This window comes from Geodermatophilus sp. SYSU D00708, assembly GCF_054050115.1.
In genome coordinates this window covers 58,096-83,622 of the sequence record NZ_JBJGYS010000018.1, presented here as the reverse complement: position 1 = coordinate 83,622, position 25,527 = coordinate 58,096, and the positions used below count along the sequence as shown (strand labels likewise).

Sequence of the window (25,527 nt, the reverse complement as noted above, 5' to 3'; positions counted from 1 at the left end):
GGCCCGCGGCTGTGAGCACGGTCACCCGGAAGCGGTCGCGGCGGAGCGTAGGCAGGCCGCTTCATGCCTGTCCAAGTTCACTCGTGCATCGATTGATACCGTCAAGGCATGGCCTACACGTTGGAGCAGTTGAGGGGCTTCGTGGCCGTGGCCGACGAGCTGCACTTCGGCCGGGCGGCCGAGCGGCTGAAGATGACCCAACCCCCGCTGAGCCGCCAGATCCAGAAGCTCGAGCGCAGCGTCGGGGCGCAACTGCTGGAGCGGGACAACCGCCGGGTCGCCCTGACCGCTGCCGGTGAGGTGTTCCTCGTGGAGGCCCGCCGGCTGCTGGCCCTCGCCGACGCCGCTCCGGAGGTGGCCCGGCGGGTGTCCTCCGGCTCCAGCGGCCTGGTGCGGATCGGCTTCACCGCCGCCTCCACCTACGGCACGCTCGGCCGGCTGCTCAACGAGGTCGCCCGCGAGCTGCCCGACGTCGACGTCGACCTCGCCGAGATGGTCACCCGCGAGCAGGTCGGCGCGCTGCTCAACGAGGAGGTCGACCTGGGCCTGGCCCGGCCGCCCTTCGACGCCGAGACCTTCGGCTCCCGGCTGCTGCACCGCGAGGCGATGCTGGTCGCCGTCCCCGCCGGGCACCGGCTGGCCGGGCTGGGCCGGCCCGTCGTCGCCGACGATTTGGCCGGCGAGCCGGTGGTCATGCACTCGCCGACCAAGGCGCGCTACTTCTACGACCTCGTCGTGGGCCTGGTGCCGGTCGCGCACGAGAACGTCGTCCACACCGTCAGCCAGGTGCTGACCATGCTGTGGCTGGTGGCCGCGAGTCGCGGGGTCGCCTTCGTCCCGGAGTCGGCCACCCGGTTGCACATCGACGGCGTCGAGTTCGTGCCGCTCGCGACGCCGGTCGCCGAGCCGGTGGAGCTGCACCTGCTCTGGATGCGGCAGTCGCGCAACCCGGCCCTCTGGCGGGTGCTCGACGTGCTGGAGCGGGCCTTCCCGACGTCCTGACGATGCCCTCACGGCATCGGGCGATGCGAAACCAATCTTGGACACGCATCGTCGGCCGTTCTTACGGTGGCGCCGACCACTCCGGACCCGCCCTCTGGCGGACGACCCCGGACCCGTCGGACCCGAGGACGACCCCGTGACCCTGCTGCCGCCCGCCGAGCTCGCCACCCGGTTGAAGTCCGGCCTGCTCTCCTTCCCGGTGACCCACTTCGACGCCGACCTGCAGTTCGACGAGGCGCGCTACCGCCAGCACCTGGCGTGGCAGTCGAGCTTCGACGTCGCCGGCCTGTTCGCCGCCGGCGGCACGGGCGAGGGCTTCTCGCTCACCCACGAGGAGATCGACCGCGTCGTGCGCGTCGCCGTGGACGAGGTGGCCGGCCGCGTGCCGGTGCTCGCCCCCGCGACCGGCGGCACGGCGCAGTCGGTCGCCCAGGCCCGCGCCGCGCAGGAGGCCGGCGCCGACGGCATCCTGCTGTTCCCGCCGTACCTGACCGAGGCCAGCCAGGCCGGCCTCGTCGAGCACATCAGCGCGGTGTGCCGGGCCACCGACCTCGGCGTCATCGTCTACAGCCGGGCCAACGCCGTCCTGCGGGACGTCACCGTCGCCGAGGTCGCCGACCGCAACCCGAACCTCATCGGGCTCAAGGACGGCATCGGCGACATCGAGCAGATGACCCGCACCTACGCCAAGGTCGGCGACCGGCTGATCTACGTCGGCGGCCTGCCCACCGCCGAGACCTTCGCGCTGCCGCTGCTGCAGCTGGGCGTGAGCACCTACTCCTCGGCCCTGTACAACTTCCTGCCGGAGTTCGCGCTGCGCTTCTACGCGGCCGTGCGCGCCCAGGACCGCGCGGCGGTCTACGGGATGCTCAACGACTTCGTCATCCCCTACGCCGACATCCGCGACCGGCGGAAGGGGTACGCCGTCTCCATCGTCAAGGCCGGCCTGACCGCGGTCGGGCGCGACGGCGGGCGCGTGCGGCCGCCGCTGACCGACCTGACCGAGGCCGAGCTCGACGAGCTGACCGCGCTGGTCGGCAAGGTCTCCTGACCACCCCGCTCCCCTGGAGGACGGCATGAGCCGCACGCCCACCGTCGCCCGCGTCGAGGTGGTCCCCGTCGCCGGGCGCGACAGCATGCTGCTGAACCTCAGCGGCGCGCACGGCCCCTTCTTCACCCGCAACATCGCCGTCCTCACCGACAGCGAGGGCCGGACCGGTGTGGGGGAGGTGCCCGGCGGGGAGGCGATCCGCCGCACCATCGAGGACGCTGCCGAGCTGCTCGTCGGCCGGCCCGTGGCCCAGTACGGCCGGCTGCTGCGGGCGGTGTCGGCCGCCTTCGCCGACCGGGACGCCGGCGGCCGCGGGCTGCAGACCTTCGACCTGCGGACGACGATCCACGCCGTCACCGCGCTGGAGTCGGCGCTGCTGGACCTGCTCGGCCAGCACCTCGGCGTCCCGGTGGCCGAGCTGCTCGGCGACGGCCAGCAGCGCGACAGCGTCCCGATGCTCGGCTACCTGTTCTACGTCGGCGACCGGCGGGCCACCGACCTGCCCTACCTCGCCGAGAGCGACCCGGCCGACGACTGGGAGCGGCTGCGTCGCGAGCCCGCGCTCACCCCGGAGGCGGTCGTCGCCCTGGCCGAGGCGGCGCAGGCCCGGTACGGGTTCAGCGACTTCAAGCTGAAGGGCGGCGTGCTGGCCGGCGAGCGGGAGGTCGCCGCCGTCCGGGCGCTGGCGCAGCGCTTCCCGGACGCACGGGTCACCCTCGACCCCAACGGCGGCTGGCTGCTGGCCGACGCCGTCGAGCTCTGCCGCGACCTGCACGGCGTGCTCGCCTACGCCGAGGACCCGGTCGGCGCGGAGGGCGGCTTCTCCGGCCGGGAGGTCATGGCCGAGTTCCGCCGGGCCACCGGCCTGCCGACCGCGACCAACATGGTCGCCACCGACTGGCGGCAGATGGCCCACGCCGTCCGGTCCAACGCGGTCGACATCCCGCTGGCCGACCCGCACTTCTGGACGATGCGCGGCTCGGTGCGAGTGGCCCAGCTCTGCCACGAGTTCGGCCTGACCTGGGGCTCACACTCGAACAACCACTTCGACGTCTCCCTGGCGATGTTCACCCACGTCGGGGCGGCCGCCCCGGGGGAGATCACCGCCCTGGACACGCATTGGATCTGGCAGGACGGGCAGGCGCTCACCCGCGAGCCGCTGCAGATCCGCGACGGCGCCATCGAGGTCCCGACCGCGCCCGGGCTCGGCGTCGAGCTCGACCCCGACGCCCTCAAGGCCGCCCACGAGCTCTACCTCGAGCACGGCCTCGGCGCCCGGGACGACGCGGTCGCCATGCAGTACCTCGTCCCCGGCTGGCAGTTCGACCCGAAGCGCCCCTGCCTGGTCCGCTGAGCCCCTTGGAGACCGCGATGACGACGACCGTGCCTGCCCCGTTCCTCTCCACCGCGCCGGCGGTCCTCGACCGGATCGAGTCGGTGACGCTCTCCTCGGTCACCCTGCCGCTGCCGAACCCGATCAGCGACGCCAAGGTGTTCACCGGCCGGCAGCGGCCGATGACCGAGGTCGCCTTCCTGTTCGCCGAGATCCGCACCGAGGGCGGGCACGGGGGGGTCGGCTTCAGCTACTCCAAGCGGGCCGGCGGCCCGGCGCAGTTCGCGCACGCCCGCGAGATCGCCCCCGACCTGATCGGCGAGGACCCCAGCGACATCGCCCGGCTGTGGACCAAGCTGGTCTGGGCCGGCGCGTCGGTGGGCCGCAGCGGCGCCTCGACGCAGGCCATCGCCGCCATCGACGTCGCCCTGTGGGACCTCAAGGCCAAGCGCGCCGGCCTGCCGCTGGCCAAGCTGCTCGGCGCCCACCGCGACTCGGTGCGCTGCTACAACACCTCGGGCGGCTTCCTGCACGAGTCCATCGAGCAGGTCAAGGACAACGCCACCCGCACCCTGGAGTCCGGCGTCGGCGGCATCAAGATCAAGGTCGGGCTGCCCGACTCGGCCGAGGACCTGCGCCGGGTGCGCGCCGTCCGCGAGCACCTCGGCGACGGCGTCCCGTTCATGGTCGACGCCAACCAGCAGTGGGACCGGCCCACCGCCATGCGGGTCAGCCGCCGGCTGGAGGAGTTCGACCTGGTCTGGATCGAGGAGCCGCTGGACGCCTACGACGCCGGGGGCCACGCGCAGCTCGCCCGCACGCTGGACACCGCGATCGCCACCGGCGAGATGCTGACCAGCGTCGCCGAGCACGCCGAGCTCATCCGGCACGGCTCGGTGGACGTTCTCCAGCCCGACGCCCCGCGGATCGGCGGCATCACCCAGTTCCTCAAGCTCGCCACCCTCGCCGACGTCGCGAACCTGCAGCTGGCGCCGCACTTCGCCATGGAGATCCACGTCCACCTGGCCGCCGCCTACCCGCGCGAGCCGTGGGTGGAGCACTTCGACTGGCTGTACCCGCTGTTCAACGAGCGCCTGGAGACCCGGGACGGCCGGATGTACATCTCCGACCGGCCCGGCCTCGGCGTCACCCTCAGCGACCAGGCCCGCGCCTGGACCGTGGACCGCGTGCACGTCGCCACGGCCCGCTGACCCCGCAACTCCCTGGAGGACGAACCCATGACCGACGTCGTCAGCGTCGACCCGCGCACCGGTGAGGCCGTCGAGGCCGTCGCGCCGGAGACCCCGACCGCGGAGGTCGACCGCCTCTGCACCGCCGCGCTGGCCGCCGCGCCCGCCCTGGAGGAGCTGGGCCGGGCCGGCCGCGCGACGCTGCTCCGCGCGCTGGCCGACGCCCTGGAGTCCCGCCGGGACGACGTCGTGGCCGTCGCCGACCGGGAGACCGCGCTCGGCACCACCCGGCTCAACGGCGAGCTGACCCGCACCTGCTACCAGCTGCGGGTCTTCGCCGAGGTGCTCGACGAGGGCAGCTACCTGGAGGCGGCGATCGACCCGGCCGGGGACACGCCGATGGGCCCGCGGCCGGACCTGCGCCGGATGCTGGTGCCGATCGGCCCGGTCGCGGTGTTCGGTGCGAGCAACTTCCCGCTGGCCTTCTCGGTGCCCGGCGGGGACACCGCCTCGGCGCTGGCCGCCGGCTGCCCGGTGGTGGTCAAGGCGCACAGCTCGCACCCTGCGACGTCGCGGCTGGTCTTCGACGTCCTGGTGCAGGCCGCCGGCGAGGCCGGCGCGCCCGCGGGCACCCTCGGGATCGTCTTCGGCCAGCAGGCCGGCGCCGACCTGGTCGCCCACCCGGCGATCCGCGCGGTGGGCTTCACCGGGTCGCTGACCGGCGGGCAGGCGCTGCAGCGGATCATCGACTCCCGCTCCGACCCCATCCCGTTCTACGGGGAGCTCTCCAGCCTCAACCCCGTCGTCGTCACCCCGGCCGCGGCCGCCGAGCGCGGCGACCGCATCGGCGGCGAGCTGGTCGGCTCGTTCACCCTCGGCGGCGGCCAGTTCTGCACCAAGCCCGGTCTCGCGTTCGTGCCGGCGGGACCGGACGGCGACGCGCTGGTCGACGCCATGGCCGAGGCGGTGCGCGGCGCGGCCGCCCCGGTGCTGCTCAACGCCGGCATCGCCGCCTCCTACGGCCGCATCTCCGACGGCCTGGCCGCCGCGCCCGGCGTCGAGGAGCTCGCGCGCGGCGAGGAGCCCGCGGGCCCCGGGTTCACCGCCGTGCCCCGACTGCTGTCGACGACCGCAGCCGACCTGCCGTCCGAGGTGACCGAGGAGTGCTTCGGGCCGGTGTCGGTGGTGGCGCGCTACGACGGCGAGAAGGAGCTGTTCGCCGCGCTGGACGCCATGCCCTCCTCGCTGACGGCGACCGTGCTGCGGGGCGAGGGCGAGACCGAGCTGCCGCTGGCGGTCTCCCAGCAGCTGCGCACCCGCGCCGGCCGGCTGGTCTACGACGCCTACCCGACCGGGGTCGCGGTGTCCTGGGCCCAGCACCACGGCGGGCCGTGGCCCTCGACCAACTCCCAGCACACCTCGGTGGGCACCACCGCGATCCGGCGCTTCCTGCGCCCGGTCACGTGGCAGGGCGCGCCGCAGGAGGTCCTGCCCGAGGAGCTCACCGACGGCTACCACGGCATCCCGCGGCGGGTGGACGGCGTGCTGGAGCTGCCGAGGTGACCGCGCGGGTCGCGCTGGTGAGCTCCGAGCGCGGCCTGCGGGTCGACCCCGACCTGCCGATCGCGGCCCCGGCCCTGCGGGCGGCCGGCGTCGCGGTCGACCTCGTCCGGTGGGACGACCCGGCGGTGGACTGGTCCGCGATCGACCTGGCCGTCGTCCGCTCGTGCTGGGACTACTCCTGGCGCCGGGCGGAGTTCCTGGCCTGGGCGGAGTCGGTGCCGCGGCTGCGCAACGACCCGGCCGTGCTGCGGTGGAACACCGACAAGACCTACCTGCGCGACCTCGACCGCGCAGGCCTGCCGGTCGTCCCCACGGTCTGGGACCCGGTCGACGCCGGGGACCTGCCCGACGCCGCCGAGTGGGTGGTGAAGCCGTCGGTCTCCGCCGGGTCCCGGGACACCGCCCGGTGGGCCGACCCAGGCTCGGCGCTGGCGCACGCCGCGCAGCTCCGGGCGGCCGGGCGGACGGCGATGCTGCAGCCCTACCTGTCCAGCGTGGACCAGGCGGGGGAGACGGCGGTGCTGTTCCTCGGCGGCCGGTTCTCCCACGCCGTCCGCAAGGGGCCGCTGCTGGCGCCCCGCGAGGGCGTCCGGCAGGACCGGGACAGCCGCGGGGACCTGCGGCCGGTCGCGTGCACCGCCGCGCAGCGCGAGGTGGCGCAGGCGGTGTTCGACGCCGTGCCCGGCCTGGTCCCCGGGTCGGCCCCGCTGTACGCGCGGATCGACCTCGTGGCCGACCCCTCCGGCCGGCCCGTGCTGCTCGAGCTGGAGCTGGCCGAGCCGAGCCTCTTCCTGCCCCAGGCCCCCGCCGCCGTCGACCGGTTCGTCGAGGCGGTGCGGGCCGCGCTGCCGTGACCCGGTGAACGGCGTCCTCGGCGGCTTCGCCGCGCTGGGCGCGGTCATCGCCGTGGGCTGGCTCGCCGGCCGGACCGGCACGCTCGGGGCCGGCGCCTCGGAGGTGCTGTCCCGGCTGGCCTTCTTCGTGGCGACGCCGGCGCTGCTGTTCCTGACCCTCGTCGAGGCCGACCCCGCTGTGCTGGTCTCGCCCGCCCTGGTCGCCACAGCCGGCAGCGCGGTGGCGTGCGCCCTCCTGTTCGTCGTCCTCGACCGGTGGCGACGGCGCGTGCCCGCGGCCGACCTGGCGACCGGCGCGCTCGCCTCCTCCTACGTCAACGCGGGCAACCTCGGCGTCCCCGTCGCCGTGTACGTCCTGGGCGACGCGTCGCACGTCGCGCCGGTGCTGCTGTTCCAGGTGCTGGTCATGGCGCCGATCGGCCTCGCCGTCCTCGGCGGGCGGGACCGCGGGGGGACGTCGCGGTGGCGGGTGCTGACCGCGCCGGTCCGGACGCCGGTGGTCGTCGGCTGCGGGCTCGGGCTGCTGGTCGCGGCCACAGGTCTCCAGCTCCCCGCGGTGGTGCTGCGCCCGGTCGAGCTGGTCGCGGGGCTCGCCGTCCCGGCCGCTCTGCTCGCCTACGGCATGAGCCTGCACGGTGCGCCGCGGCCGGGGTCGGGCAGCGAGGCGGGGCGGGTGTGGCTCGCCGTGGCGCTCAAGACGCTGGGGCAGCCGCTGCTGGCCTACGCCCTCGGGCGGTGGGTGGCCGATCTCGACGGGGTGGAGCTGCTCGCGGTCACGGTCACCTCCGCGCTGCCCACGGCGCAGAACGTGTTCGTCTACGCGGCCGCCTCCGGCCGCTCCACGGTGCTGGCCCGGGACGTCGTCCTGCTCACCACGGTGCTGTCCGTGCCGGTCCTGGTGGGGGTCGCGTTGCTGCTGGGCTGAGGCGCCACGAACGACGAGGAGCCGGCCACCACGGGGGCGGCCGGCTCCTCGTGTCTCGTGGCTCAGGCGGAGGTGCGGGCCTCGGCCGGCTCCCGCTCGGCGGCCGGCACCTGGTCGTCGGCCGGCACCTGCTCCGCCGGCACCGGGGCGCGGCGACCGCGGAAGGTGGTGAGCACCGTGAGCGCGGCCAGCAGTGAGGCGGCGGCAAGCGCGTAGAGGCCGAGGGTGACCTCGCCGGTGGCCTCCTTGACCAGGCCGAAGCCGAACGGCGCGACGAAGCCGCCCAGGTTGCCCAGCGAGTTGACCAGCGCCACGGCCGGGGCCAGCACCACGGGGTTGAGCGAGCCCTGCGGGAAGGACCAGAACAGCGGGCTGGCGCTCTTGAAGCCCATCGCCGCGAGGCACAGGAAGACCAGCGCGAGCACCGGGGAGGCGACGGCGGCCAGGTAGGTGCCGACGGCGGCGGTGAGCAGCGCGCCGACCAGCAGCGGCTTGCGGTTTCCGCTGCGGTCTCCGGCCCGGCCGGTCACGTACATGGCGACGACGGCACAGATCCAGGGCAGGGAGGACAGCAGGCCGACCGTGACGTCGTTCGTGCCGTCGATGCGGCGGACGATCGACGGCAGCCAGAAGGTGTTGGCGTAGATCGACAGCTGGATGGCGAAGTAGACCCCGCAGAACAGCAGTACCTGGCGGTCGACGAGCATCCGCCAGCGCGAGCGGCCATTGGCGCGGTGGGCGGCGGCCTGCTCGGCGTCCTCGGCCGCGATCCGCCCGCCGAGGGCGTCCTTCTCCGCCGCGGTGAGCCAGCGGGCGTCGGAGACCTTGGAGTCGAGCATGCCGAAGGCGACGAGGCCGACGACGACGGAGAGCAGGCCCTCCAGGAGGAACAGCCACTGCCAGCCGTGGTGGCCCAGCACGCCGTCGAGCGACAGCAGCGGCCCGGACATCGGCCCGGACACCGCCGCGGCGATCGAGGAGCCGGCGATGAAGAGGGCGGTGGCCCGGCCGCGGTGGCTGTCGGGCAGCCAGCGGGTCAGGTAGAAGATCACCGCCGGGAAGAAGCCCGCCTCGGCCGCGCCCAGCAGGAAGCGCAGGACGTAGAACATCGTCGGGCCGGTCACGAACGCCATCGCCGCGGAGACCAGACCCCAGGTGACCATGATCCGGGTCAGCCAGACGCGCGCGCCGAACCGCTCCATGAGCACGTTGCTCGGCAGTTCGAAGATTGCGTACGCGATGAAGAACAGCCCGGCGCCGAAGCCGTAGGCCGCCGCCCCGATGCCGACGTCGGCCTCCAGGTGCGCCTCGGCGTAGCCGATGTTCGACCTGTTCAGCTGGTTGCAGATCAGCATGACGATGAACAGGGGGACCACGCGGCGGAAGAACTTGCCGACCGCACTGCTGAGCGCGGCGTCGCGCTCGGGGGTGGAGACCGTCACCAAGGGCTCTCTCTCCGTCGGGCCGGGCCCCGCCGCACCGCTGCGCCCGGGGGCGGCGGTGGCGCGGGCCACATCGAGGACCCGCCGACGCTATGCAGCCGCTCCGATGCGCGTCCAAGCCCCTTTGGGCATCGATCCATGCCGCGGGGGCATCGGGCGGAGGACAGGCAACCGCCCGCCCGTCGGGCGGGGGTCAGCCCTGTCCCGCCCGCGCGTCGGCCACGACGCTGAACCAGGCGGTGGTGCTCGGCTCGGCCTCCAGCTCGGTCAGCCGGGTGCGCTGGTCGAGGAAGGCGGGGTCCTCGTGCCAGGCCGCCCAGTCCTCCCGGCTGCGCCACGTGCCGACGATGACGCGGGTGTGCTCCTCGTTCTCGGGGGTCAGCAGCTGGCCGGAGATCCAGCCCGGCCGGCCGTGCGCGGACTCGAACCGGTCGCGGACCACCGAGTCCCAGTCCCGCTCTGCTCCCGGGCGCAGCCTGGTCGTCGTCACCACGGTCATCATCAGTGCGTCTCCCCTCGGAGGATCCCGGTCGTGCCGTCGAGTGTCGGCCGTCGAGGTGTCTCCCGGCACGCCGGCTTCCGGCGGCGGCGCGCTCGACCCCGTACACCCGGCCGTCGGCCCGGCCGGCTCGACCCGCAGGTCACCTCGTCGTGTGACCTGGGTCTCCGCGTGGTAGGCAGCAGACACGGCCGAGAACGGGAGGCGACGTGCAGGCGGTGGTCATCGAGCGCACCGGCGGACCCGAGGTGCTGATGGTGCGCGACGGCCCCGATCCCGAGCCCGGCGACGGGCAGGTGCTGGTCGACGTCGAGGCCGTGGGCGTCAACTTCCGCGACGTGTACGAGCGCGAGGGCCGGCCACCCTACGGCCCCGACCTCCCCGCGGTCGTCGGTGCGGAGGGCGCGGGCACCGTCGTCGGCACCGGCGAGCGGGTCGCCTGGCTCGACGTCCCGGCCAGCTACGCCGCCCGGGTCGTCGCACCCCGGGACAAGCTGGTCCCGGTGCCCGACGGGGTGGCCGCGGACGTCGCCGCCGCCGTCATGCTGCAGGGCTGCACCGCCCAGTACCTGACCGCCGACTCCTACCCCGTCGCCGAGGGCGACTGGGCCGTCGTGCACAGCGCGGCCGGGGGCGTGGGCCTGCTGCTCACCCAGCTGGTGCGGGCCCGCGGCGGCCACGTGCTGGCCACGACGTCGACCGAGGAGAAGGCCGAGCTGGCCCGCGCGGCGGGCGCCGACGACGTCGTCGTCGGCTACGACGGCTTCCCCGAGCGGGTCCGCGAGCTCACCGGCGGCGAGGGCGCGGCGGTCGTCTACGACGGCGTCGGCCGGACGACGTTCGCCGCGGGGCTGACCGCGCTGCGGCCCACCGGGCGGATGATCCTGTACGGCGCCGCCAGTGGGCAGCCCGAGCCGCTGGTGCTGCAGCAGCTGGCCGGGCACGGCTCGCTGTACGTGCAGCGGCCGACGCTGGCCACCTACACGCGCACCCCGCAGATGCTGCGCGAGCGGGCCGGCGCGGTCCTCGACATGGTCGCCGCCGGCCGGCTCGACGTCCGCATCGGCGGCAGGTACCCACTGGCCGAGGCCCGGCGGGCGCACGAGGACCTCGAGGGACGGCGGACGACCGGCAAGCTGCTCTTGATCCCCTGACGCCGGCCGGGCCCGTCGTCGCGGGCGCTGGCCGACTCGTCCGCACCCCGCGTGCAGATTCCTGACCTGCGGCTTCGCCCTTCCAGGCCTTGCCGATGGGATGACTCGAACATATGATCGAACACATGGGCGGCGGGGTGGCGATCGAGGCGGCAGGGTCCTCGGCGCCCGGGTGCACCTCCGGGACCGCGTCGACGGCGTGGCCGGCCTCTGGCCCGCCAGTGGCGCTGTCGGGTGGTCCGCTGGGCGTGGTCCAGGCGGCGGATCGCGAGATCTCCCGACTGGTCGCTCTGCGGGCTCGTGCGGTCGCCGAGTTCGCCGCGTCCCGGCTGGCGTCGCTCGACCGCCAGCAGGGTGAGCGCGGGGCGATGAGCCCGGAGCGGTGGGCGGCCCGGCCGGAGGTGCTGCGGCCGGTGAGCGAGTGGGCCACGGCGGAGCTGTCGGTGGCACTGGCCTACACCCAGCGGTCGGCGCAGAACCTGCTCGAGCGGTCGCTCACGCTGGTGACCCGGCTGCCGGCGGCGCTGGCGGCGACGGAGGCCGGTGCGCTGCACGCCGACCACCTGTGGCCTCTGCTGGACCTCGTGGCCCCGATCGGCGACGACCGGCTGCGCGCCGAGATCGAGGCGGCGTTGCTGGGGTGGGTGGCCGACCGCGCGGCGCGGGGCGAGATCACGACGCCGGCGCAGCTCCGCGACAAGGCCCGCCGCGAGACGCTGCGGCGGGGCGCCCGCGACGCGGCCGACCGGCTCGCGAAGGCGGTCAGGGAGCGCGGGGTCCACCTCCGTGGAGAGCGCACCGAGGGGATGGCTGCTGTCACCTCGGTGCTCACGCTGCCAGAGGCGCAGGCGCTGTACGGCGCGCTGGGTGCGTACGCCGACGCGCTGCCGAGCGAACCGGGCGACACCCGTACGCGGGGGCAGAAGATGGCCGACTGTCTGATGGACCTGGTGCTGCGGCCGGGGGAGTCGGATCGACCTCCGGTGCAGGTCGCCCTCACCCTGGTCGCCGCGGTCAGCACGGTGCTCGGTGGCGACGAGCCGGGGGAGCTGAACGGGCAGGTGGTGCCGGCCGAGGTGGTCCGCCAGTTGCTCCGGCTGCTCACCGGCGCCGATCCGGCCCCCGGGCCCGGCGGTCCCTCCGCCGCAGCCGCGTCTGCCGCCCCGTCCGACGCCGCCGCGTCCGGTGCTCCCTCCGACGGCCCCGTGGCCGACTCCGCCGTGTCCGACGGCGATCCGGCCGCGGCCGGCGGCGGTGCTGACGGGGACCGCGTCGGCACGCCGGCCACCGGCGACTGGGCGAGGGGCGACGGCGAGACGTGGCACGGGGACGTCGACATCGACCCGTCCCTCGAACGAGCTCTGCTGGAGGCCGAGGAGCGCTGGTGGGCGGACGTCGAACGCGGGCTGGTGGCCGATCCCGATCCGCCGGACGAACGGTGGGCGTCCGCGGCTCCGGGGCTGACGGCACCACCCGTCGGCGGACCGCCGGCCCATGGCGCGCCGGACCACGGCTGGTGGGCGGCGGCCGACCGGGCGGTGGACGACGCCTCCCAGGCCGCGTACCGCGCTCAGCTCGCGCTCGCGCACGCGCGGCGGCTGGTGCGCACCGCTGAGACCGCAGCATCCGCCGACGAGGCTGCCTGGCGGGCGAGCCCGACCGGGCGGGTCGACGCCGCCGCCGACGCGCTCGCGGCGCTCACGGTGGCGGCCGAGGCCGACCAGCAGTCGCTGACGGACCTGCTCGCCCGCACGGCCGGGGGCGGGCTGGCCGACCGGCCCCGCATCGCCCTGGTCGACGCCCTCACCGGGGCGCTGGTGTCGCTCACCGACCTGCCCGAGATCCGCCGGGCCGCCTGCTGCGGCGCCGATGGGTGCCGCCGCGACCCGGCGAGCTGCACCCACGACCTCACCGGCCGGCCCGGCCTCGGGGCGCCCGGCCCGACCGACGGCTACCGGCCCGCGGCCGCGCTGGACCGCTTCCTCCGGGCCCGCGACCGTCGCTGCCGGTTCCCCGGGTGCCGCCGCCCCGTGGCGACCGGGGAACTGGACCACCGGGTCCGCTACCCCGACGGGCCGACCGCGGTCGTGAACCTCGCCGGGCTCTGCGTCGGTGACCACCGCGGCAAGCACCAGGCTCCGGGCTGGTCGCACGACCTCGCCCCCGACGGCACGCTGACCGTCACCACCCCCACCGGCCTGACCGTCACCACGGCGCCCCCTCCGTTCTGAGGGACCGGCCGCGACCGACCGGCCGGCACCGGAGCTGGCGCGGCGCGGCTGCGCCGTCAGCCGATCGCGGCGACCCGCTCCGCGACCAGGTCGGCGAGCTGGTCCGGGCGGGTGGCGGCGGGGCTGTGCCCGGAGGGCCACTCCACGGTGCGGGTGGCGCGCTGCGCCATCGCCCGCTGCAGCTCCGGGTGCACCGCCTCGTCGGCCGTGCACACCACGTAGGTCGACGGCACCGTCCGCCAGGCGATCGCCTCCGGGACGCCGCGGAAGACGGTGCGGTGGACGGGGCGGAACCGGGCGGCGGCCGCCTCGGCCACGTCGGCCGGCGCGTCGCCGTACAGCAGGCGGAGCCCGAGGGAGCGGTCGAGGCCGACCTCGTCGCCGGAGACGCGCATCGCCTCGGCCAGCCGGGTGTCGGGGAGCCCCTGTCCGGCGCGGGTCCGGCTGACCGACTCTCCGTCGTCCAGCTGGAACGCCGCCACGTAGACGAGCTCGCGCACCAGTGGGTGGGTGCCGGCTCCGGTGACCACCGCCCCGCCGTAGGAGTGCCCGACGAGCACCGCCGGCCGCCCGAAGCGGGCGAGCGCCTCCCGCGTCACCCGGGTGTCCTCGGCCAGGCCGGTGAGCGGCAGGTCGACGGCGACGCTGTCGACGCCCCGCTCGTCCAGCGCGGCGCGGACGGCGTCCCAGCACCACGAGCCGTGCCACAGCCCGTGCACCAGCACGGCGCCCGGCGTCGTCGACGTCTCCACCGGCCCAGTCTGCCGGGCCGGCAGAGCGCCCCGGCGGCTGTTGCCGTCGGGGCGGTTCGCGGCGGATGCTGACCCGGTCCCGATCTGCCGCAGCGCCCGCCGGTCCTCCCGCGAGTGGCCAGCCCCGCCGCCCCGGACGCCCGGCGTCTCCGTGCCGTACCGATCGCCGCACGAGGGGGACGAGATGCGCCGTCGTCATCTGCTCGCCACGCCGGCCGCCGTGCTGGCCGGGGTCCTCGTCGCCGTGGGGGCGCCGGCCGGCACGGCAGCCCTGGCGGCACCCCAGTCGGACGACCCGCCCGTCGTCGACACGGAGCAGGGCGCGGTGCGCGGGATCCGCGCCGAGGGGGTGGAGAGCTTTCTCGGCATCCCGTACGCCGCCCCGCCGGTCGGGGACCTGCGGTGGACCCCGCCGCAGCCGGCCGCGCCGTGGGACGGCGTCCGGCCGGCCGAGCAGTTCGGCAACCGCTGCTCCGCGGCCGAGAGCACCAACGGGCCGCGCTCGGAGACCGAGGACTGCCTGTTCGTCAACGTGCAGCGCCCCACCGGGACCTCGGTCGACGACGGCCTGCCGGTCTACGTGTTCATCCACGGCGGCGGCTTCCTCAACGGCAGCTCCAACCAGCACGACATGACCGAGATCGTCGAGGCGACCGGCGTCCTCGGCGTGACGCTGAACTACCGGCTCGGGGCGCTCGGCTTCCTCGGCCACCCCGCGTTGACCGCGGAGCAGGGCGAGTCGGGCAACTACGGGCTGATGGACCAGCAGGCGGCCCTGCGCTGGGTCCGGGACAACGTCGCCGCGTTCGGCGGCGACCCCGCCCGGGTGACCGTCGGCGGCGAGTCGGCCGGCGGCTTCTCCGTCTGCACGCACCTGGTCGCCCCCGGGTCCCGCGACCTGCTCGCCGCCGCGATGCTCCAGAGCGGGTCGTGCCCGAGCCGCACCCAGCAGGACGCGGACGCCGGCGGCGAGGAGATCGCCGCAGCCGTGGGGTGCGCCGACCCCGCGACCGCGGCGGCCTGCCTGCGGAGCGCCCCGGTGGCCGCGCTCATCGACGCCCCGATGCCCGTCGTGCCCCCGGTCCGCGGCACGCCGTTCCTGCCCGCCGACCCGCGCGTCGCCGTCACCGAGGGAGACCTCGCGCAGGTCCCGGTGGTCATCGGGGCCAACCTCGACGAGGGCCGGACCTTCGCGGCCGACAGCATCGGCTGGACGCGGGAGCAGTACGAGGCGTGGGTGCGCGAGACCTTCCCCGAGGCCGCCGACGAGGTGCTGGCCCGCTATCCGTGGCCGGCCGACGCGGACCAGTTCACCCCGGCGTACCTCGCCGGCGCCGTCTGGACCGATGCCGGACTCGCCGCCGGCATCGGCGGCTGCCCCAACCGGGCGCTCACCCGCGACCTCGCCGCCCACGTGCCGACGTGGGCGTACGAGTTCGCCGCCCGCACCGGGCCCGGCCTGCGGCCGGTCCCCGGCTACGAGTGGGGCGCCGGGCACGCCGCCGAGCTGGCGTACCTGTGGCCCAGCTTCGACAACGGCACGCCCATCGCCCCGACCTTCGACGCGGCCGAGCAGCAGTTGGCCGCCGAGATGAAGCAGTACTGGGGTGCCTTCGTGCGGTCCGGGGACCCCGCCGTCGCCGGTCAGACGGCCTGGCCGGAGTACGGCTCGGGCGAGGGCGTGCTGTCCCTGCAGCCCGGCGGCGCGAGCACCGTGCTGCCCGACGCCGCCCTGGCCGACGAGCACCGGTGCGCGTTCTGGGACGCACAGCCCACCGGCTGACGCGGTCGGACGGACCCGGTGGTCCGCCCGACCGCGCAGCGGCGGTCAGAACGGCTGGTCGCCGGCGGTGGGTTCCGGGGTGCCGGTGAGGTGCTCGGCGAAGGCCGGCAGGTCCAGCTGCCCGTTGCCGGACAGCCCGAGGACCAGCACCCCCTCCTCGCCGGTGGCCGCGCGACGGCGGGCCTCGGCGATCGTGCCGGCGATGGCGTGGCAGGACTCCGGCGCCGGGACCAGCCCCTCGGTGCGGGCGAACAGCACCCCGGCGTCGAACGCCTCGCGCTGGTCGACCGCCTGCGCGGTGATCAGCCCCAGCTCGACGGCGTGGCTGACCATCGGGGCCATCCCGTGGTAGCGCAGCCCGCCGGCGTGGATCGGGTCGGGCACGAAGTCCCGCCCCAGCGTGTGCATCTTCATCAGCGGGGTGAGCCCCGCGACGTCGCCGTGGTCGTACTCGTACCGCCCCCGGGTGAGCGACGGGCACGCCGTCGGCTCGACGGCCACCACCCGGGTGCCGGTGCGCCCGGCCAGCTTCCCGCGCAGGAAGGGGAAGGCCAGCCCGGCCAGGTTCGACCCGCCACCGGCGCAGCCGAAGACGACGTCGGCCTGTTCCTCCCCGAACAGCTCCAGCTGCCGCAGCGCCTCCTCGCCGATGACGGTCTGGTGCAGGAGCACGTGGTTGAGCACGCTGCCCAGCGCATAGCGGGCCTCGGGGTCGGGCGCCGCCGACTCCACCGCCTCGCTCACTGCCATGCCCAGGCTGCCAGTCGTGCCGGGGAAGCGCTGGAGGAAGCCGCGGCCGGCCTCGGTCAGCTCCGAGGGGCTGGGGTGGACGACGCCGCCGAAGGTCTGCATGAGCATCCGCCGGTAGGGCTTGCTGTCGAAGGAGGCGCGCACCTGCCACACCTCGCACTCCATCCCGAACAGCGAGCAGGCGAACGACAGCGCGCTGCCCCACTGGCCGGCTCCGGTCTCGGTGGTCAGTCGCCGCACGCCCTCGGCCGCGTTGTAGTACGCCTGCGCGACCGCGGTGTTCGGCTTGTGGCTGCCGACGGGGCTGACGCCCTCGTACTTGTAGTAGATCCGCGCCGGGGTCCCCAGGGCCTGCTCCAGGCGGTGCGCCCGGTAGAGCGGCGAGGGCCGCCACAGCCGGTACACCTCCCGCACCGGCTCGGGGATCGGCACGAACCGCTCGCCGGTCATCTCCTGCTCGATCAGCGCGGCCGGGAACAGCGGCGCCATGTCGTCGGGCGCCAGGGGCTCCCCGGTGCCGGGGTGCAGGTACGGCGGCATCGGCGCGGGGAGGTCGGCGGCCAGGTTGTACCAGTGCGTGGGCAGGTCCGCCTCGGCCAGCACGGCCTTGGTCAGCGGACGGACGGCGCGGTCCAGGTCACCGACGTCGGTGCTCGTCATCGGGTGCTCTCCTCCAGGGAACGGCCCACCGGCCGACCGAAGGGGAGGACCTCGGACCGTCCGGCGGGGGGACGGTCCGGGCGCGCGTCAGCGGGCCGGGGTCGTCCTCGACGACCACGCCCACCAGTGCGTGCAACGGCTCACGCCCGCCACCGTAGCGGGGCAACCGCAGCCGTCGTCAACCTCACGGCTTCTCATTGGATGAGAGTCGGGTGGGATGCGGTGGTGAGCGCGGTCACCCTGGTCTGCGTGTCCCGGGCCGCCTGCCCCCGTCTCGTCCTCGACCTCTGAGCCCCAGGAGAACCCCGATGACCGTCGACAGCCTGCCCGCCACCGACGTCCCCGTGCTGGACGACGACCCGTTCGGCACCGAGGTGCTGACCGACCCCTACGACTTCCACCGCCGGCTGCGCGACGCCGGGCCGGTGGTGTTCCTGCCCCGCTACGGCATCTACGCGATGGGCCGGTTCGACGAGGTCTCCGCGTCGCTGCGGGACTGGGAGACCTTCGTCTCCAGCCGCGGCGCCGGCCTGGCCGACTTCGCCAAGGAGAAGCCCTGGCGGCCGCCGAGCCTGCTGCTGGAGGCCGACCCGCCGGACCACACCGTCGTCCGGACGGCGATGAACGGCGTGATCTCCCCGCGGAGCATGCGGGCGCTGCGCGAGCGGTTCGCCGCCCCCGCGGCCGAGATCGCCGAGCGGCTGGTCGAGCAGGGCACCTTCGACGCGGTGACCGACCTGGCCGAGGTCTACCCGCTGCGGGTCTTCCCGGACGCCATGGGCCTGCCCGAGGAGGGCCGGGAGAACCTGCTGCCCTACGGCGGGCTGGCGTTCAACGCCTTCGGTCCCGACAACGAGCTCCGCCGCAACGCCCTGGCCACCGCGGCCCCGGTGCAGGCCTGGATCTGGGAGCAGTGCCAGCGGGAGAACCTGGCGCCCGACGGGTTCGGCGCGCAGATCTGGGCCGCCGCCGACCGCGGCGAGATCACCCACGAGCAGGCGCCGATGCTGGTCCGCTCGCTGCTGACCGCCGGGGTGGACACCACCGTCTACGGCATCGCCAACACCGTCTACGGGCTGTCGCGGCACCCCGAGCAGTGGGCGCAGCTGCACGCGCAGCCGGCCAAGGCCAAGTTCGCCTACGACGAGGCGCTGCGCTGGGAGTCGCCGGTGCAGACCTTCTTCCGCACCACCTCCCGCGACGTCGAGGTCGCCGGCACGCACATCCCCGAGGGCACCAAGGTGCTGCTGTTCCTCGGCTCGGCCAACCGCGACCCCCGCCACTGGGGCGAGGACTCCGAGGTGCTCGACCTCAACCGCCGGACCGCCGGGCACGTCGCCTTCGGCATGGGCATCCACCAGTGCGTCGGCCAGCCGGTCGCCCGCCTGGAGACCGAGCTGGTGCTGACCGCGCTGGCGCAGCGCGCCCGCACCCTCGAGCCGGCCGGCGAGCCCACGCCGAAGCTGAACAACACGCTCAAGGGCTGGGCGAGCGTGCCGGTGACCGTCACCCGGGCCTGACCGGCGACCAGGCCCCTGCGCGCGGCCGGCACCCCCGCCGGCCGCGCGCAGCCGCTCGACCGCGTGCTGGTCGCGGCCGGGCCGGGATCACGGCCGCTGACCCAGGTCGCGGGCCACCTCCGGGTGCTCGCGCAGGTACTGCTCGTGGGCCTCGGTCACCCGCAGGTTGTTGCCCCGGGTCTCCCCGGCGACGGTCACCGCGACCAGCGAGACGACGCAGAGCGCCATGATGTAGATCCCGATCGACCCCGACCAGCCGGTGGTCTGGATGAGCAGCTCGGCGATCATCGGGGCGAAGGCGCCGCCGAGGATCGCGCCGAGGGCGTAGCCGATGGAGATCCCCGAGTACCGGACGGCGACCGGGAACATCTCCGCGTACATGGCCGACATCGGGCCGTACGACAGGCCCAGCCCGACGGTCAGCACCAGCAGCGCGACGCCGTAGAGCCAGATGTCGCCGGTGTCGATGAGCAGGAACAGCGGGATCATCCAGACGAACACCAGGGCGTAGCCGATCTGGAAGGTGCGCACCCGGCCGATCCGGTCGGAGAGGGCGCCGCCGTAGAGCGTGAAGACCAGCCAGCCGAACGAGGCGAGCGTGGTCGCCAGCAGCACCGAGGTGCGCGCCATCCCCAGCGCCGTGGTGGCGTAGGCGATGAAGAAGGCGATCAGCAGGTACCCCGCGGCGTTGTTCGCGACGAAGATCAGCGCGGTGAGGACGACCTGCTTGGTGTTCCTCCGGAACAGGTCGCGCAGCGGCGCCGACGACTCCTTCTTCCGCAGCCGCATCTCCTGGAAGACCGGGCTCTCGTCGACGGCCCGACGGATCAGGTAGCCGATGACGATCAGCGCGACCGACAGCAGGAACGGGATGCGCCAGCCCCAGGACGCGAACTGCTCGGGGGTCGTGACGGTGGAGATGAGGTAGAGCACGCCGGTCGCCAGGATCATCCCGATCGGGACGCCGATCTGCGGGTAGGCGCCGAACAGGCCGCGCCGGTTGACCGGGGCGTGCTCCACCGACATCAGCGCCGCGCCGCCCCACTCGCCGCCGGCGGAGAAGCCCTGCAGCACTCGCAGCAGGATCAGGATCGCCGGCGCGGCCAGGCCGATCTGCTCGTAGGTGGGCAGCAGCCCGATCAGCGCCGTGGAGGCGCCCATCAGCAGCAGCGTGAAGACCAGCATCCGCTTGCGGCCCAGCCGGTCGCCGAACCGGCCGGCGACGATCGCCCCGAGCGGGCGGAACAGGAAGCTGATGCCGATGGTGGCCAGCGAGAGGACCGTGGCCAGGCCCGGGGAGTCCTCGCTGACCGGGGAGAGGAACAGCGGCGCCAGGACCAGCCCGGCGGCCTGGGCGTAGATGAAGAAGTCGTACCACTCGATGGTGGTGCCGGCGAGGGTGCCCGCGAGGACCTTGCGCTCCTCGGTGGTCAGCCGTTCGCGCGGTCGCCGTGCCGTGTCGGTCGTGGCCATCCGTCGTCCCCCTGGGGCTCGATACTGACCGAGCGGTCAGTTATTACCGGCGGAACTGTAGCGGGGGTGTGGTCCGGGACACAACGATGCGTGCCCGAACTAACGGTCCCCGGCCGCCCGGGCCGCGGCCTGCTCGCCGATGCGCGCCGCCAGCGCCTCCTCGGGGAGCACCACCTGGACGGTCGTGCCACGGCCGAGCTCGTGGCCGCCGGCGTCGACGGCGGTGCACTCGCAGGTCAGCCGGTTGCCGCGCACCTCGACGCAGCGGGCCGTCACCCGGATCGGGTCGCCGACCCAGGCCGGGGCCAGGTGCTCGACCGACACCGACCGCCCGATCCCGGCCTCGCCCGGCTCGAGGTGGCGCAGCAGGAGCTTGCGCCCGGCCTCCTCGAAGTGCTTGGCCATCGTGTAGGTCGCGTAGACCGGGTGCACCGGGCCGAGCTCGTCGAACCGGACAATCATCTCCGGCGTCACGACGACGTCGAGGTCCGCGGCGGCCCCGACGGCGACGGGTCTCACGCCGGCACCCAGCGCGCGGGGCGCTTCTCGCGGAAGGCGGCGATGCCCTCCTGGCCCTCCTCGCTGGCGAAGAACCGCGCGGACAGCGCCAGCAGCTCGGGGAACCGCTCGCCCAGCGGACCTGATCGGGCACGCAGCAGGCGCTTGGTCTCGGCCAGGGCAGACGGCGCGCCGCGGCCCAGGGCGTCGACCTGCGCGGCCACGCAGGCGTCCACCTCGCCGTCCGGGACGGCCAGGTCCACCAGGCCGCCGGCCAGCGCTGCCGGGGCCTCGAACACCTCGCCGGTCAGCATCAGCCGGTGGGCCACGTTCGGCAGCATCCGCGGCAGGCAGACCGCGGAGATGACCGCCGGCACCACGCCCACCCGGACCTCGGTGAACGCGAAGGTCGCCGAGGTCGCGGCGACCACCACGTCGCAGGTGGCCAGCAGGCCCACGCCGCCGGCCCGGGCGGGCCCGCGGACGGCCGCCACCACGGGCTTGGGGAAGTCCCAGATCGTCTCCAGCAGCGCCGGGAACTCGTTGACCCCCTGGTCCTCCGCGGCCCCGCCGGCGGCCTCGGCCAGGTCCATGCCCGAGCAGAAGACCCGGCCGGTGTGGTCGAGGACGACCACGCGGACCGCGTCGTCGGCCCGCGCGGCGGCCAGGGCGTCGCGCAGCTGGGCGCGCATCGTCCGGGAGAGGGCGTTGCGGTTGGCGGGGGAGTCGAGGGTGAGGGTGGCGACGCCGCTGCGCAGCCCGACCCGCAGGACCGGCTCGGTGCTCACGCGTCGAAGTCCACGGTCACGTCGTCGGTCACCGGCACCGACTGGCAGGTCAGCACGTAGCCCGCCTCGACCTCCCTCGGCTCGAGGGCGTAGTTGCGCCGCATCTCCACCTCACCCGCGGTCACCCGCGCCCGGCAGGTGCCGCAGACCCCGCCCTTGCAGGCGAAGGGGAGGTCGCCGCGCACCCGCTGTGCGGAGTCGAGGACCGGCACGTCGCGCGGCAGCGTCATGGTGGTCGTGCGGCCGTCGAGGACGACGGTGACCTCGCTGCTCGGCCCGGTCACGGTCGCGTCGTCCCCGCGGACCGGCTGTGGCGGGACGTCGTCGACGTAGAACAGCTCCTGGTGCACCTTCTCGGCCGGGACGCCGAGCTCGGCCAGCAGCGCGCGAGCGTCGCCGACCATCCCGTGCGGGCCGCACAGCCACCAGTGGTCGACGTGCTCGGCGTCGACCAGGTTGTCGATCAGTGTGCGCAGTCGGGCGCCGTCGAGCCGGCCGCTGGTCACCTCGGCGTCCCGCGGCTCGCGGGAGAGGACGTGCACCAGCTGCAGCCGGGTGCCGTAGCGGTCCTTCAGGTCGGCCAGCTCGTCGGCGAACATGACGGTGTTGGTGCGCCGGTTGCCGTAGAAGACGGTGACCGTCGACTCCCCGTCGCGCAGCACGCTGGCGGCCAGCGACAACGCCGGGGTGATGCCGGAGCCGGCGACGACGAACACGTGGTCGGCGGGAACCGACAGGTCGGCGGTGAAGGTCCCCGACGGCGGCAGCACCTCGATCTCGTCGCCCGGGCGCACCGAGTGCACCAGGTAGGAGGAGAAGAACCCGCCGGGCACCTCGCGGACGCCGACCCGAGGCGCGGCGCCCACCGGCGCGCAGATCGAGTACGAGCGGCGCTCGTCGCGATCGCCGTCCACTCGGCGCAGGGTGAGCGCCTGGCCGGGCTTGAAGACGTAGTCCTCGGCCAGCTCGGGCGGGACGTCGAAGGTCACCGCGACGGCGTCGTCGGTGAGCTGCTCGACGCGGGCCACCTTCAGCGGGTGGAACTGCGGCCGGCGGCGGGTGCTCGCGGTCACGGGTCAGATCTCCTTGACGTGCTCGAAGGGCTCCCGGCAGCTGCGGCAGCGGCGCAGGGCCTTGCAGGCGGTGGCGCTGAACTCGCTGAGCTCCTCGGTGTCGGGCGAGCCGCACACCGGGCAGGCCGCGGTGCGGCGGGTCGGTCCCAGCTGCAGCGGCACCGGGCCGGCGGGGCGGACGGGCGCCTTCCCCGGCGGGGCGATGCCACCGGCGGCGAGCTTGCGGCGGCCCTCCTCGCTGATCCAGTCGGTGCTCCAGGCGGGGGAGAGCACGGTGCGCACCTCGACGTCGGCGAACCCCGCGCGGTGCAGGGCGTGCAGCAGGTCGGCCCGCATGACCCCCATCGCCGGGCAGCCCGAGTAGGTCGGGGTGATGTCGACGACGACCGTGCCGTCCTCGACCCGGACGTCGCGGAGGACGCCGAGGTCGGCGAGGGTCAGCATCGGCAGCTCGGGGTCGGTGACCGTCTCGGCCACGTCCCGCGGGTCCGTGAGGGCAGAAATGGCCATTTCTGCCGTCACCAGGTGGCCGCCGGGTGCTGCCGGGCCAGGCCCTGCAGGGTGGCCAGCAGCTCGGTCAGCTCGGCCGTGTGCTCGCCGGTGCGGCCGCGCGGCGCGGCGTCGGCCGGCCAGGCGGGGACCCGCAGCGTGGCCCGCTCGAGGACCTGCGTGAGCACCGAGACGACCTCCTCGCGGACGTCGGCCGGGTCGACGGCGACGCCGGCCGCGGTGAGCCGCGTCTCGACCTCGGTGGCGGTGAAGACGTCGTCCAGCAGCGGCCAGACGGCGTCGGCGCCGGCCTGCGCACGCCGGTGCGACTCCTCGGTGCCGTCGCCCAGCCGGAGGACCCAGCGGGCGGCGTGGTCGCGGTGGTAGGCCAGCTCGTTGACGCCCTTGGCGGCGATGGCGGCGACCACCGGGTCGCGCGACTCCCGCAGCCGGGCGAACACCGCGAGCCGCACGGTGGCGGCCACCAGCAGCCGGACGATCGTCTGCGCGAAGTCGCCGCCCTGGGCCTCGACCAGGCCGGTGTTGCGGAACTCGTCGGGGTCGCGGAAGTAGGCCAGGGCGTCCTCGTCGGGGATGCTCTCCGTCGCCCGTTCCCGCGAGCGGCCGAGCACGCCCACCGACCCGGCGCGGGCCAGCAGCAGCCGGGCCTGGCCGAGCAGGTCCAGTGCGACGTTGGCGATCGCCACCTCCTCCTCGAGCTCCGGCGCGGCGGTGATCCACTGGGTCAGCCGCTGGGCCAGCACGAGGGCGTCGTCGCCCAGCATCAGGCAGTACTCGCCGAGGTCGGCCGGGTCGATGCCGTCGGGGACGGTCGTGTCGACCCCGGCCAGCGGCTCGTCGAACCCGGTGCCGAACGCCCAGTGCCCCTCGCCCCCGTGGGCGTGGTCCAGCGCCTCGTACACGGTCTCTTCGTGCGCCACGCAACGGCTCCTTGCCTGGATGACGGCTGGCGGTCCCCTCCCAGGGCCCCGCCGCCGCGAGCAACGAGCGGTGGTGGGGAGGGAGGGGGCCCTTCACATGTGGGGGACGTTCTCCGGGATCTCGTAGAACGTCGGGTGGCGGTAGACCTTGTCGCCGCTCGGGGCGAACATCGGGTCCTTCTCGTCGGGGCTGGACGCGGTGATGTCGGCGGCCTTGACCACCCAGATGCTCACGCCCTCGTTGCGGCGGGTGTAGAGGTCGCGCGCCGCGTGCACGGCCATCTCGTCGTCCGGGGCGTGCAGCGACCCCACGTGCACGTGGTTGATGCCGCGCTTGCCGCGCACGAAGACCTCGTAGAGCGGCCAGTCCCGCCGGCTCGCGGCCGGCTTGGGCTCGACCGGCACCTCGGGCCCGGTGGGGACCGCGCCGTGGCCGCCCTCGCTGGTGAGGCTCATGCCCGCACTCCCGCGTACTTCTCGGCGTACGCGGTGGCCGCCTCGGTCACCCAGGCGTTGTCGTCGCGGGCGGCCCGGCGGCGGGCGATCCGGACGTCGTTCATCGGGCCGCCGCCGGAGATGACCCGCTTGAACTCCTCCCAGTCGATCCGGCCGAACCGGTGCTGGCCGGTCTCCGGGTCCAGGGACAGCTCGGGGTCGGGCAGGGTGACGCCGAGGAACTCCGCCTGCGGCACGGTCATGTCGACGAAGCGCTGCCGCAGTTCGTCGTTGCTGTGCCGCTTGATGCCCCACGCCATCGACTGCGCCGAGTTCGGGCTGTCGTCGTCCGGGGGGCCGAACATCATCAGCGACGGCCACCACCAGCGGTCGACGGCGTCCTGCACCATCGCCCGCTGCTCGGGGGTGCCGCGCATCATCGTCATCAGCAGCTCGTAGCCCTGCCGCTGGTGGAACGACTCCTCCTTGCAGATCCGGATCATCGCCCGGGCGTAGGGCCCGTAGGAGGAGCGGCACAGCGGCACCTGGTTGCAGATCGCCGCGCCGTCGACCAGCCAGCCGATGACGCCGACGTCGGCGTAGGTGAGCGTCGGGTAGTTGAAGATCGAGCTGTACTTCTGCTTGCGCTCGATCAGCTTGTCGGTGAGGTCGGCACGGTCGGCGCCGAGGGTCTCGGCCGCGGAGTAGAGGTACATGCCGTGGCCGGCCTCGTCCTGCACCTTGGCCAGCAGGATCGCCTTGCGCCGCAGGCTCGGCGCGGCCAGCAACCAGTCGCCCTCGGGCTGCATCCCGATGATCTCGGAGTGCGCGTGCTGCGCGATCTGCCGGATGAGCGTCTTGCGGTAGGCCTCGGGCATCCAGTCGCGCGGCTCGATGCGGTGCTCGGCGGTGATCGTGGCGTCGAAGTGTTCCTGCAGGGCGGCCTCGTCGGCCGGCCGTTCCAGGGTGGGCGCTGACATCTCGTTCCCTCGTTCGCGACGGCGGGAGGTCATTTACTGACCGGACGGTCGGTAATGAGTTTGCACGACCGCGACGGGGCGCACAACCCCGCGCCGGGAAGTTCCTCGCGGGGCTTGACAGTGTGCGCGCCGAGGAGTTGA

The 25,527-nt window shown here is 74.6% G+C and carries 23 protein-coding genes; 11 read left to right on the top strand and 12 right to left on the bottom strand.

The genetic code is table 11. From position 1 onward, the window contains the following. The first annotated feature begins 108 nt into the window (after positions 1-108). From ACI79D_RS16140 to ACI79D_RS16110, 7 genes are all read left to right on the top strand, one after another. Positions 109-1,002 carry a LysR substrate-binding domain-containing protein gene (locus tag ACI79D_RS16140; protein ID WP_456919456.1) on the top strand — a complete coding sequence of 298 codons (894 nt, stop codon included), beginning with the start codon at positions 109-111 and terminating at the stop codon, positions 1,000-1,002. Between the two features lie 136 nt (positions 1,003-1,138). Beyond that, positions 1,139-2,053, top strand: coding sequence for a 5-dehydro-4-deoxyglucarate dehydratase (gene kdgD, locus ACI79D_RS16135; protein ID WP_456919455.1), 915 nt, complete (start codon positions 1,139-1,141; stop codon positions 2,051-2,053). A 25-nt stretch (positions 2,054-2,078) separates the two neighbouring features. Continuing rightward, positions 2,079-3,407 (top strand): glucarate dehydratase, encoded by a 1,329-nt coding sequence (gene gudD, locus ACI79D_RS16130; RefSeq protein WP_456919454.1) that lies wholly within the window; start codon positions 2,079-2,081, stop codon positions 3,405-3,407. 17 nt (positions 3,408-3,424) lie between these two features. Beyond that, entirely contained in the window at positions 3,425-4,597 is a 1,173-nt protein-coding gene (locus ACI79D_RS16125) for an L-talarate/galactarate dehydratase (RefSeq protein WP_456919453.1), read from the top strand. Positions 4,598-4,624: 27 nt separating this feature from the next. Continuing rightward, entirely contained in the window at positions 4,625-6,139 is a 1,515-nt protein-coding gene (locus ACI79D_RS16120) for an aldehyde dehydrogenase (NADP(+)) (RefSeq protein ID WP_456919452.1), read from the top strand. After that, positions 6,136-6,993 (top strand): ATP-grasp domain-containing protein, encoded by an 858-nt coding sequence (locus ACI79D_RS16115; protein WP_456919451.1) that lies wholly within the window; start codon positions 6,136-6,138, stop codon positions 6,991-6,993. Before ACI79D_RS16120 ends, ACI79D_RS16115 begins: the two co-directional genes overlap by 4 nt. Before the next feature lie 4 nt (positions 6,994-6,997). Beyond that, a complete protein-coding gene (locus ACI79D_RS16110) occupies positions 6,998-7,918 on the top strand; it encodes an AEC family transporter (RefSeq protein ID WP_456919450.1) in 921 nt (306 codons plus the stop codon). A 62-nt stretch (positions 7,919-7,980) separates the two neighbouring features. On the opposite strand, the gene ACI79D_RS16105 is transcribed toward ACI79D_RS16110, so the two are convergent. Then, positions 7,981-9,360 carry an MFS transporter gene (locus ACI79D_RS16105; protein ID WP_456919449.1) on the bottom strand — a complete coding sequence of 460 codons (1,380 nt, stop codon included), beginning with the start codon at positions 9,358-9,360 and terminating at the stop codon, positions 7,981-7,983. 193 nt (positions 9,361-9,553) lie between these two features. Beyond that, positions 9,554-9,850 (bottom strand): antibiotic biosynthesis monooxygenase family protein, encoded by a 297-nt coding sequence (locus ACI79D_RS16100; RefSeq protein ID WP_456919448.1) that lies wholly within the window; start codon positions 9,848-9,850, stop codon positions 9,554-9,556. A gap of 218 nt (positions 9,851-10,068) precedes the next feature. Here ACI79D_RS16100 and ACI79D_RS16095 point away from each other — a divergent pair, with 218 nt between their 5' ends. Further along, on the top strand, positions 10,069-11,013 hold the full coding sequence (locus ACI79D_RS16095; protein ID WP_456919447.1) for a quinone oxidoreductase family protein: 945 nt from the start codon (positions 10,069-10,071) through the stop codon (positions 11,011-11,013). Positions 11,014-11,126: 113 nt separating this feature from the next. Next, a complete protein-coding gene (locus tag ACI79D_RS16090; RefSeq protein ID WP_456919446.1) occupies positions 11,127-13,244 on the top strand; it encodes a DUF222 domain-containing protein in 2,118 nt (705 codons plus the stop codon). 56 nt (positions 13,245-13,300) lie between these two features. On the opposite strand, the gene ACI79D_RS16085 is transcribed toward ACI79D_RS16090, so the two are convergent. Continuing rightward, a complete protein-coding gene (locus tag ACI79D_RS16085) occupies positions 13,301-13,996 on the bottom strand; it encodes an alpha/beta fold hydrolase (protein WP_456919445.1) in 696 nt (231 codons plus the stop codon). 184 nt (positions 13,997-14,180) lie between these two features. Here ACI79D_RS16085 and ACI79D_RS16080 point away from each other — a divergent pair, with 184 nt between their 5' ends. Then, positions 14,181-15,779 (top strand): carboxylesterase/lipase family protein, encoded by a 1,599-nt coding sequence (locus ACI79D_RS16080; RefSeq protein ID WP_456919444.1) that lies wholly within the window; start codon positions 14,181-14,183, stop codon positions 15,777-15,779. A gap of 45 nt (positions 15,780-15,824) precedes the next feature. Here the strand turns inward: ACI79D_RS16080 and ACI79D_RS16075 are convergent, their stop codons facing one another. Continuing rightward, positions 15,825-17,189, bottom strand: a complete 1,365-nt coding sequence (locus ACI79D_RS16075) for a TrpB-like pyridoxal phosphate-dependent enzyme (RefSeq protein WP_456919443.1) — start codon at positions 17,187-17,189, stop codon at positions 15,825-15,827. Between the two features lie 308 nt (positions 17,190-17,497). Here ACI79D_RS16075 and ACI79D_RS16070 point away from each other — a divergent pair, with 308 nt between their 5' ends. Further along, positions 17,498-18,709 carry a cytochrome P450 gene (locus tag ACI79D_RS16070; protein ID WP_456919442.1) on the top strand — a complete coding sequence of 404 codons (1,212 nt, stop codon included), beginning with the start codon at positions 17,498-17,500 and terminating at the stop codon, positions 18,707-18,709. Between the two features lie 87 nt (positions 18,710-18,796). Here ACI79D_RS16070 and ACI79D_RS16065 read toward each other — a convergent pair whose 3' ends face one another. From ACI79D_RS16065 to paaA, 8 genes are all read right to left on the bottom strand, one after another. After that, positions 18,797-20,182, bottom strand: a complete 1,386-nt coding sequence (locus ACI79D_RS16065; RefSeq protein WP_456919441.1) for an MFS transporter — start codon at positions 20,180-20,182, stop codon at positions 18,797-18,799. A 99-nt stretch (positions 20,183-20,281) separates the two neighbouring features. Then, the gene (locus ACI79D_RS16060; protein ID WP_456919440.1) at positions 20,282-20,701 is read right to left on the bottom strand and encodes a thioesterase family protein; all 420 of its coding nucleotides are present in this window, start codon (positions 20,699-20,701) and stop codon (positions 20,282-20,284) included. Then, positions 20,698-21,468 (bottom strand): enoyl-CoA hydratase-related protein, encoded by a 771-nt coding sequence (locus ACI79D_RS16055; protein WP_456919439.1) that lies wholly within the window; start codon positions 21,466-21,468, stop codon positions 20,698-20,700. The genes ACI79D_RS16060 and ACI79D_RS16055 overlap by 4 nt, the downstream gene beginning before the upstream one ends. Next, the gene (paaE, locus tag ACI79D_RS16050; RefSeq protein WP_456919438.1) at positions 21,465-22,541 is read right to left on the bottom strand and encodes a 1,2-phenylacetyl-CoA epoxidase subunit PaaE; all 1,077 of its coding nucleotides are present in this window, start codon (positions 22,539-22,541) and stop codon (positions 21,465-21,467) included. Before paaE ends, ACI79D_RS16055 begins: the two co-directional genes overlap by 4 nt. A gap of 3 nt (positions 22,542-22,544) precedes the next feature. Next, entirely contained in the window at positions 22,545-23,051 is a 507-nt protein-coding gene (gene paaD / locus ACI79D_RS16045) for a 1,2-phenylacetyl-CoA epoxidase subunit PaaD (protein WP_456919437.1), read from the bottom strand. Positions 23,052-23,059: 8 nt separating this feature from the next. Next, a complete protein-coding gene (gene paaC, locus ACI79D_RS16040; protein ID WP_456919436.1) occupies positions 23,060-23,971 on the bottom strand; it encodes a 1,2-phenylacetyl-CoA epoxidase subunit PaaC in 912 nt (303 codons plus the stop codon). A gap of 93 nt (positions 23,972-24,064) precedes the next feature. Next, the gene (paaB, locus tag ACI79D_RS16035; protein WP_456919435.1) at positions 24,065-24,427 is read right to left on the bottom strand and encodes a 1,2-phenylacetyl-CoA epoxidase subunit PaaB; all 363 of its coding nucleotides are present in this window, start codon (positions 24,425-24,427) and stop codon (positions 24,065-24,067) included. After that, positions 24,424-25,386: a 1,2-phenylacetyl-CoA epoxidase subunit PaaA gene (paaA, locus tag ACI79D_RS16030; RefSeq protein ID WP_456919434.1), complete on the bottom strand. Its 963-nt coding sequence runs from the start codon at positions 25,384-25,386 to the stop codon at positions 24,424-24,426. Before paaA ends, paaB begins: the two co-directional genes overlap by 4 nt. Positions 25,387-25,527: the final 141 nt, after the last annotated feature.

What these genes read in the sequence shown, in the direction of transcription:
- ACI79D_RS16070 (WP_456919442.1), top strand. Translation starts at nt 17,498, where the DNA reads ATGACCGTCGACAGCCTGCCCGCCACCGACGTCCCCGTGCTGGACGAC.
- paaB (WP_456919435.1), bottom strand. Translation starts at nt 24,427, where the DNA reads ATGAGCCTCACCAGCGAGGGCGGCCACGGCGCGGTCCCCACCGGGCCC.
- ACI79D_RS16080 (WP_456919444.1), top strand. Translation starts at nt 14,181, where the DNA reads ATGCGCCGTCGTCATCTGCTCGCCACGCCGGCCGCCGTGCTGGCCGGG.
- paaD (WP_456919437.1), bottom strand. Translation starts at nt 23,051, where the DNA reads ATGGCCATTTCTGCCCTCACGGACCCGCGGGACGTGGCCGAGACGGTC.
- ACI79D_RS16075 (WP_456919443.1), bottom strand. Translation starts at nt 17,189, where the DNA reads ATGACGAGCACCGACGTCGGTGACCTGGACCGCGCCGTCCGTCCGCTG.
- paaA (WP_456919434.1), bottom strand. Translation starts at nt 25,386, where the DNA reads ATGTCAGCGCCCACCCTGGAACGGCCGGCCGACGAGGCCGCCCTGCAG.
- ACI79D_RS16065 (WP_456919441.1), bottom strand. Translation starts at nt 20,182, where the DNA reads ATGGCCACGACCGACACGGCACGGCGACCGCGCGAACGGCTGACCACC.
- ACI79D_RS16125 (WP_456919453.1), top strand. Translation starts at nt 3,425, where the DNA reads ATGACGACGACCGTGCCTGCCCCGTTCCTCTCCACCGCGCCGGCGGTC.
- ACI79D_RS16120 (WP_456919452.1), top strand. Translation starts at nt 4,625, where the DNA reads ATGACCGACGTCGTCAGCGTCGACCCGCGCACCGGTGAGGCCGTCGAG.
- ACI79D_RS16140 (WP_456919456.1), top strand. Translation starts at nt 109, where the DNA reads ATGGCCTACACGTTGGAGCAGTTGAGGGGCTTCGTGGCCGTGGCCGAC.
- gudD (WP_456919454.1), top strand. Translation starts at nt 2,079, where the DNA reads ATGAGCCGCACGCCCACCGTCGCCCGCGTCGAGGTGGTCCCCGTCGCC.
- ACI79D_RS16090 (WP_456919446.1), top strand. Translation starts at nt 11,127, where the DNA reads ATGATCGAACACATGGGCGGCGGGGTGGCGATCGAGGCGGCAGGGTCC.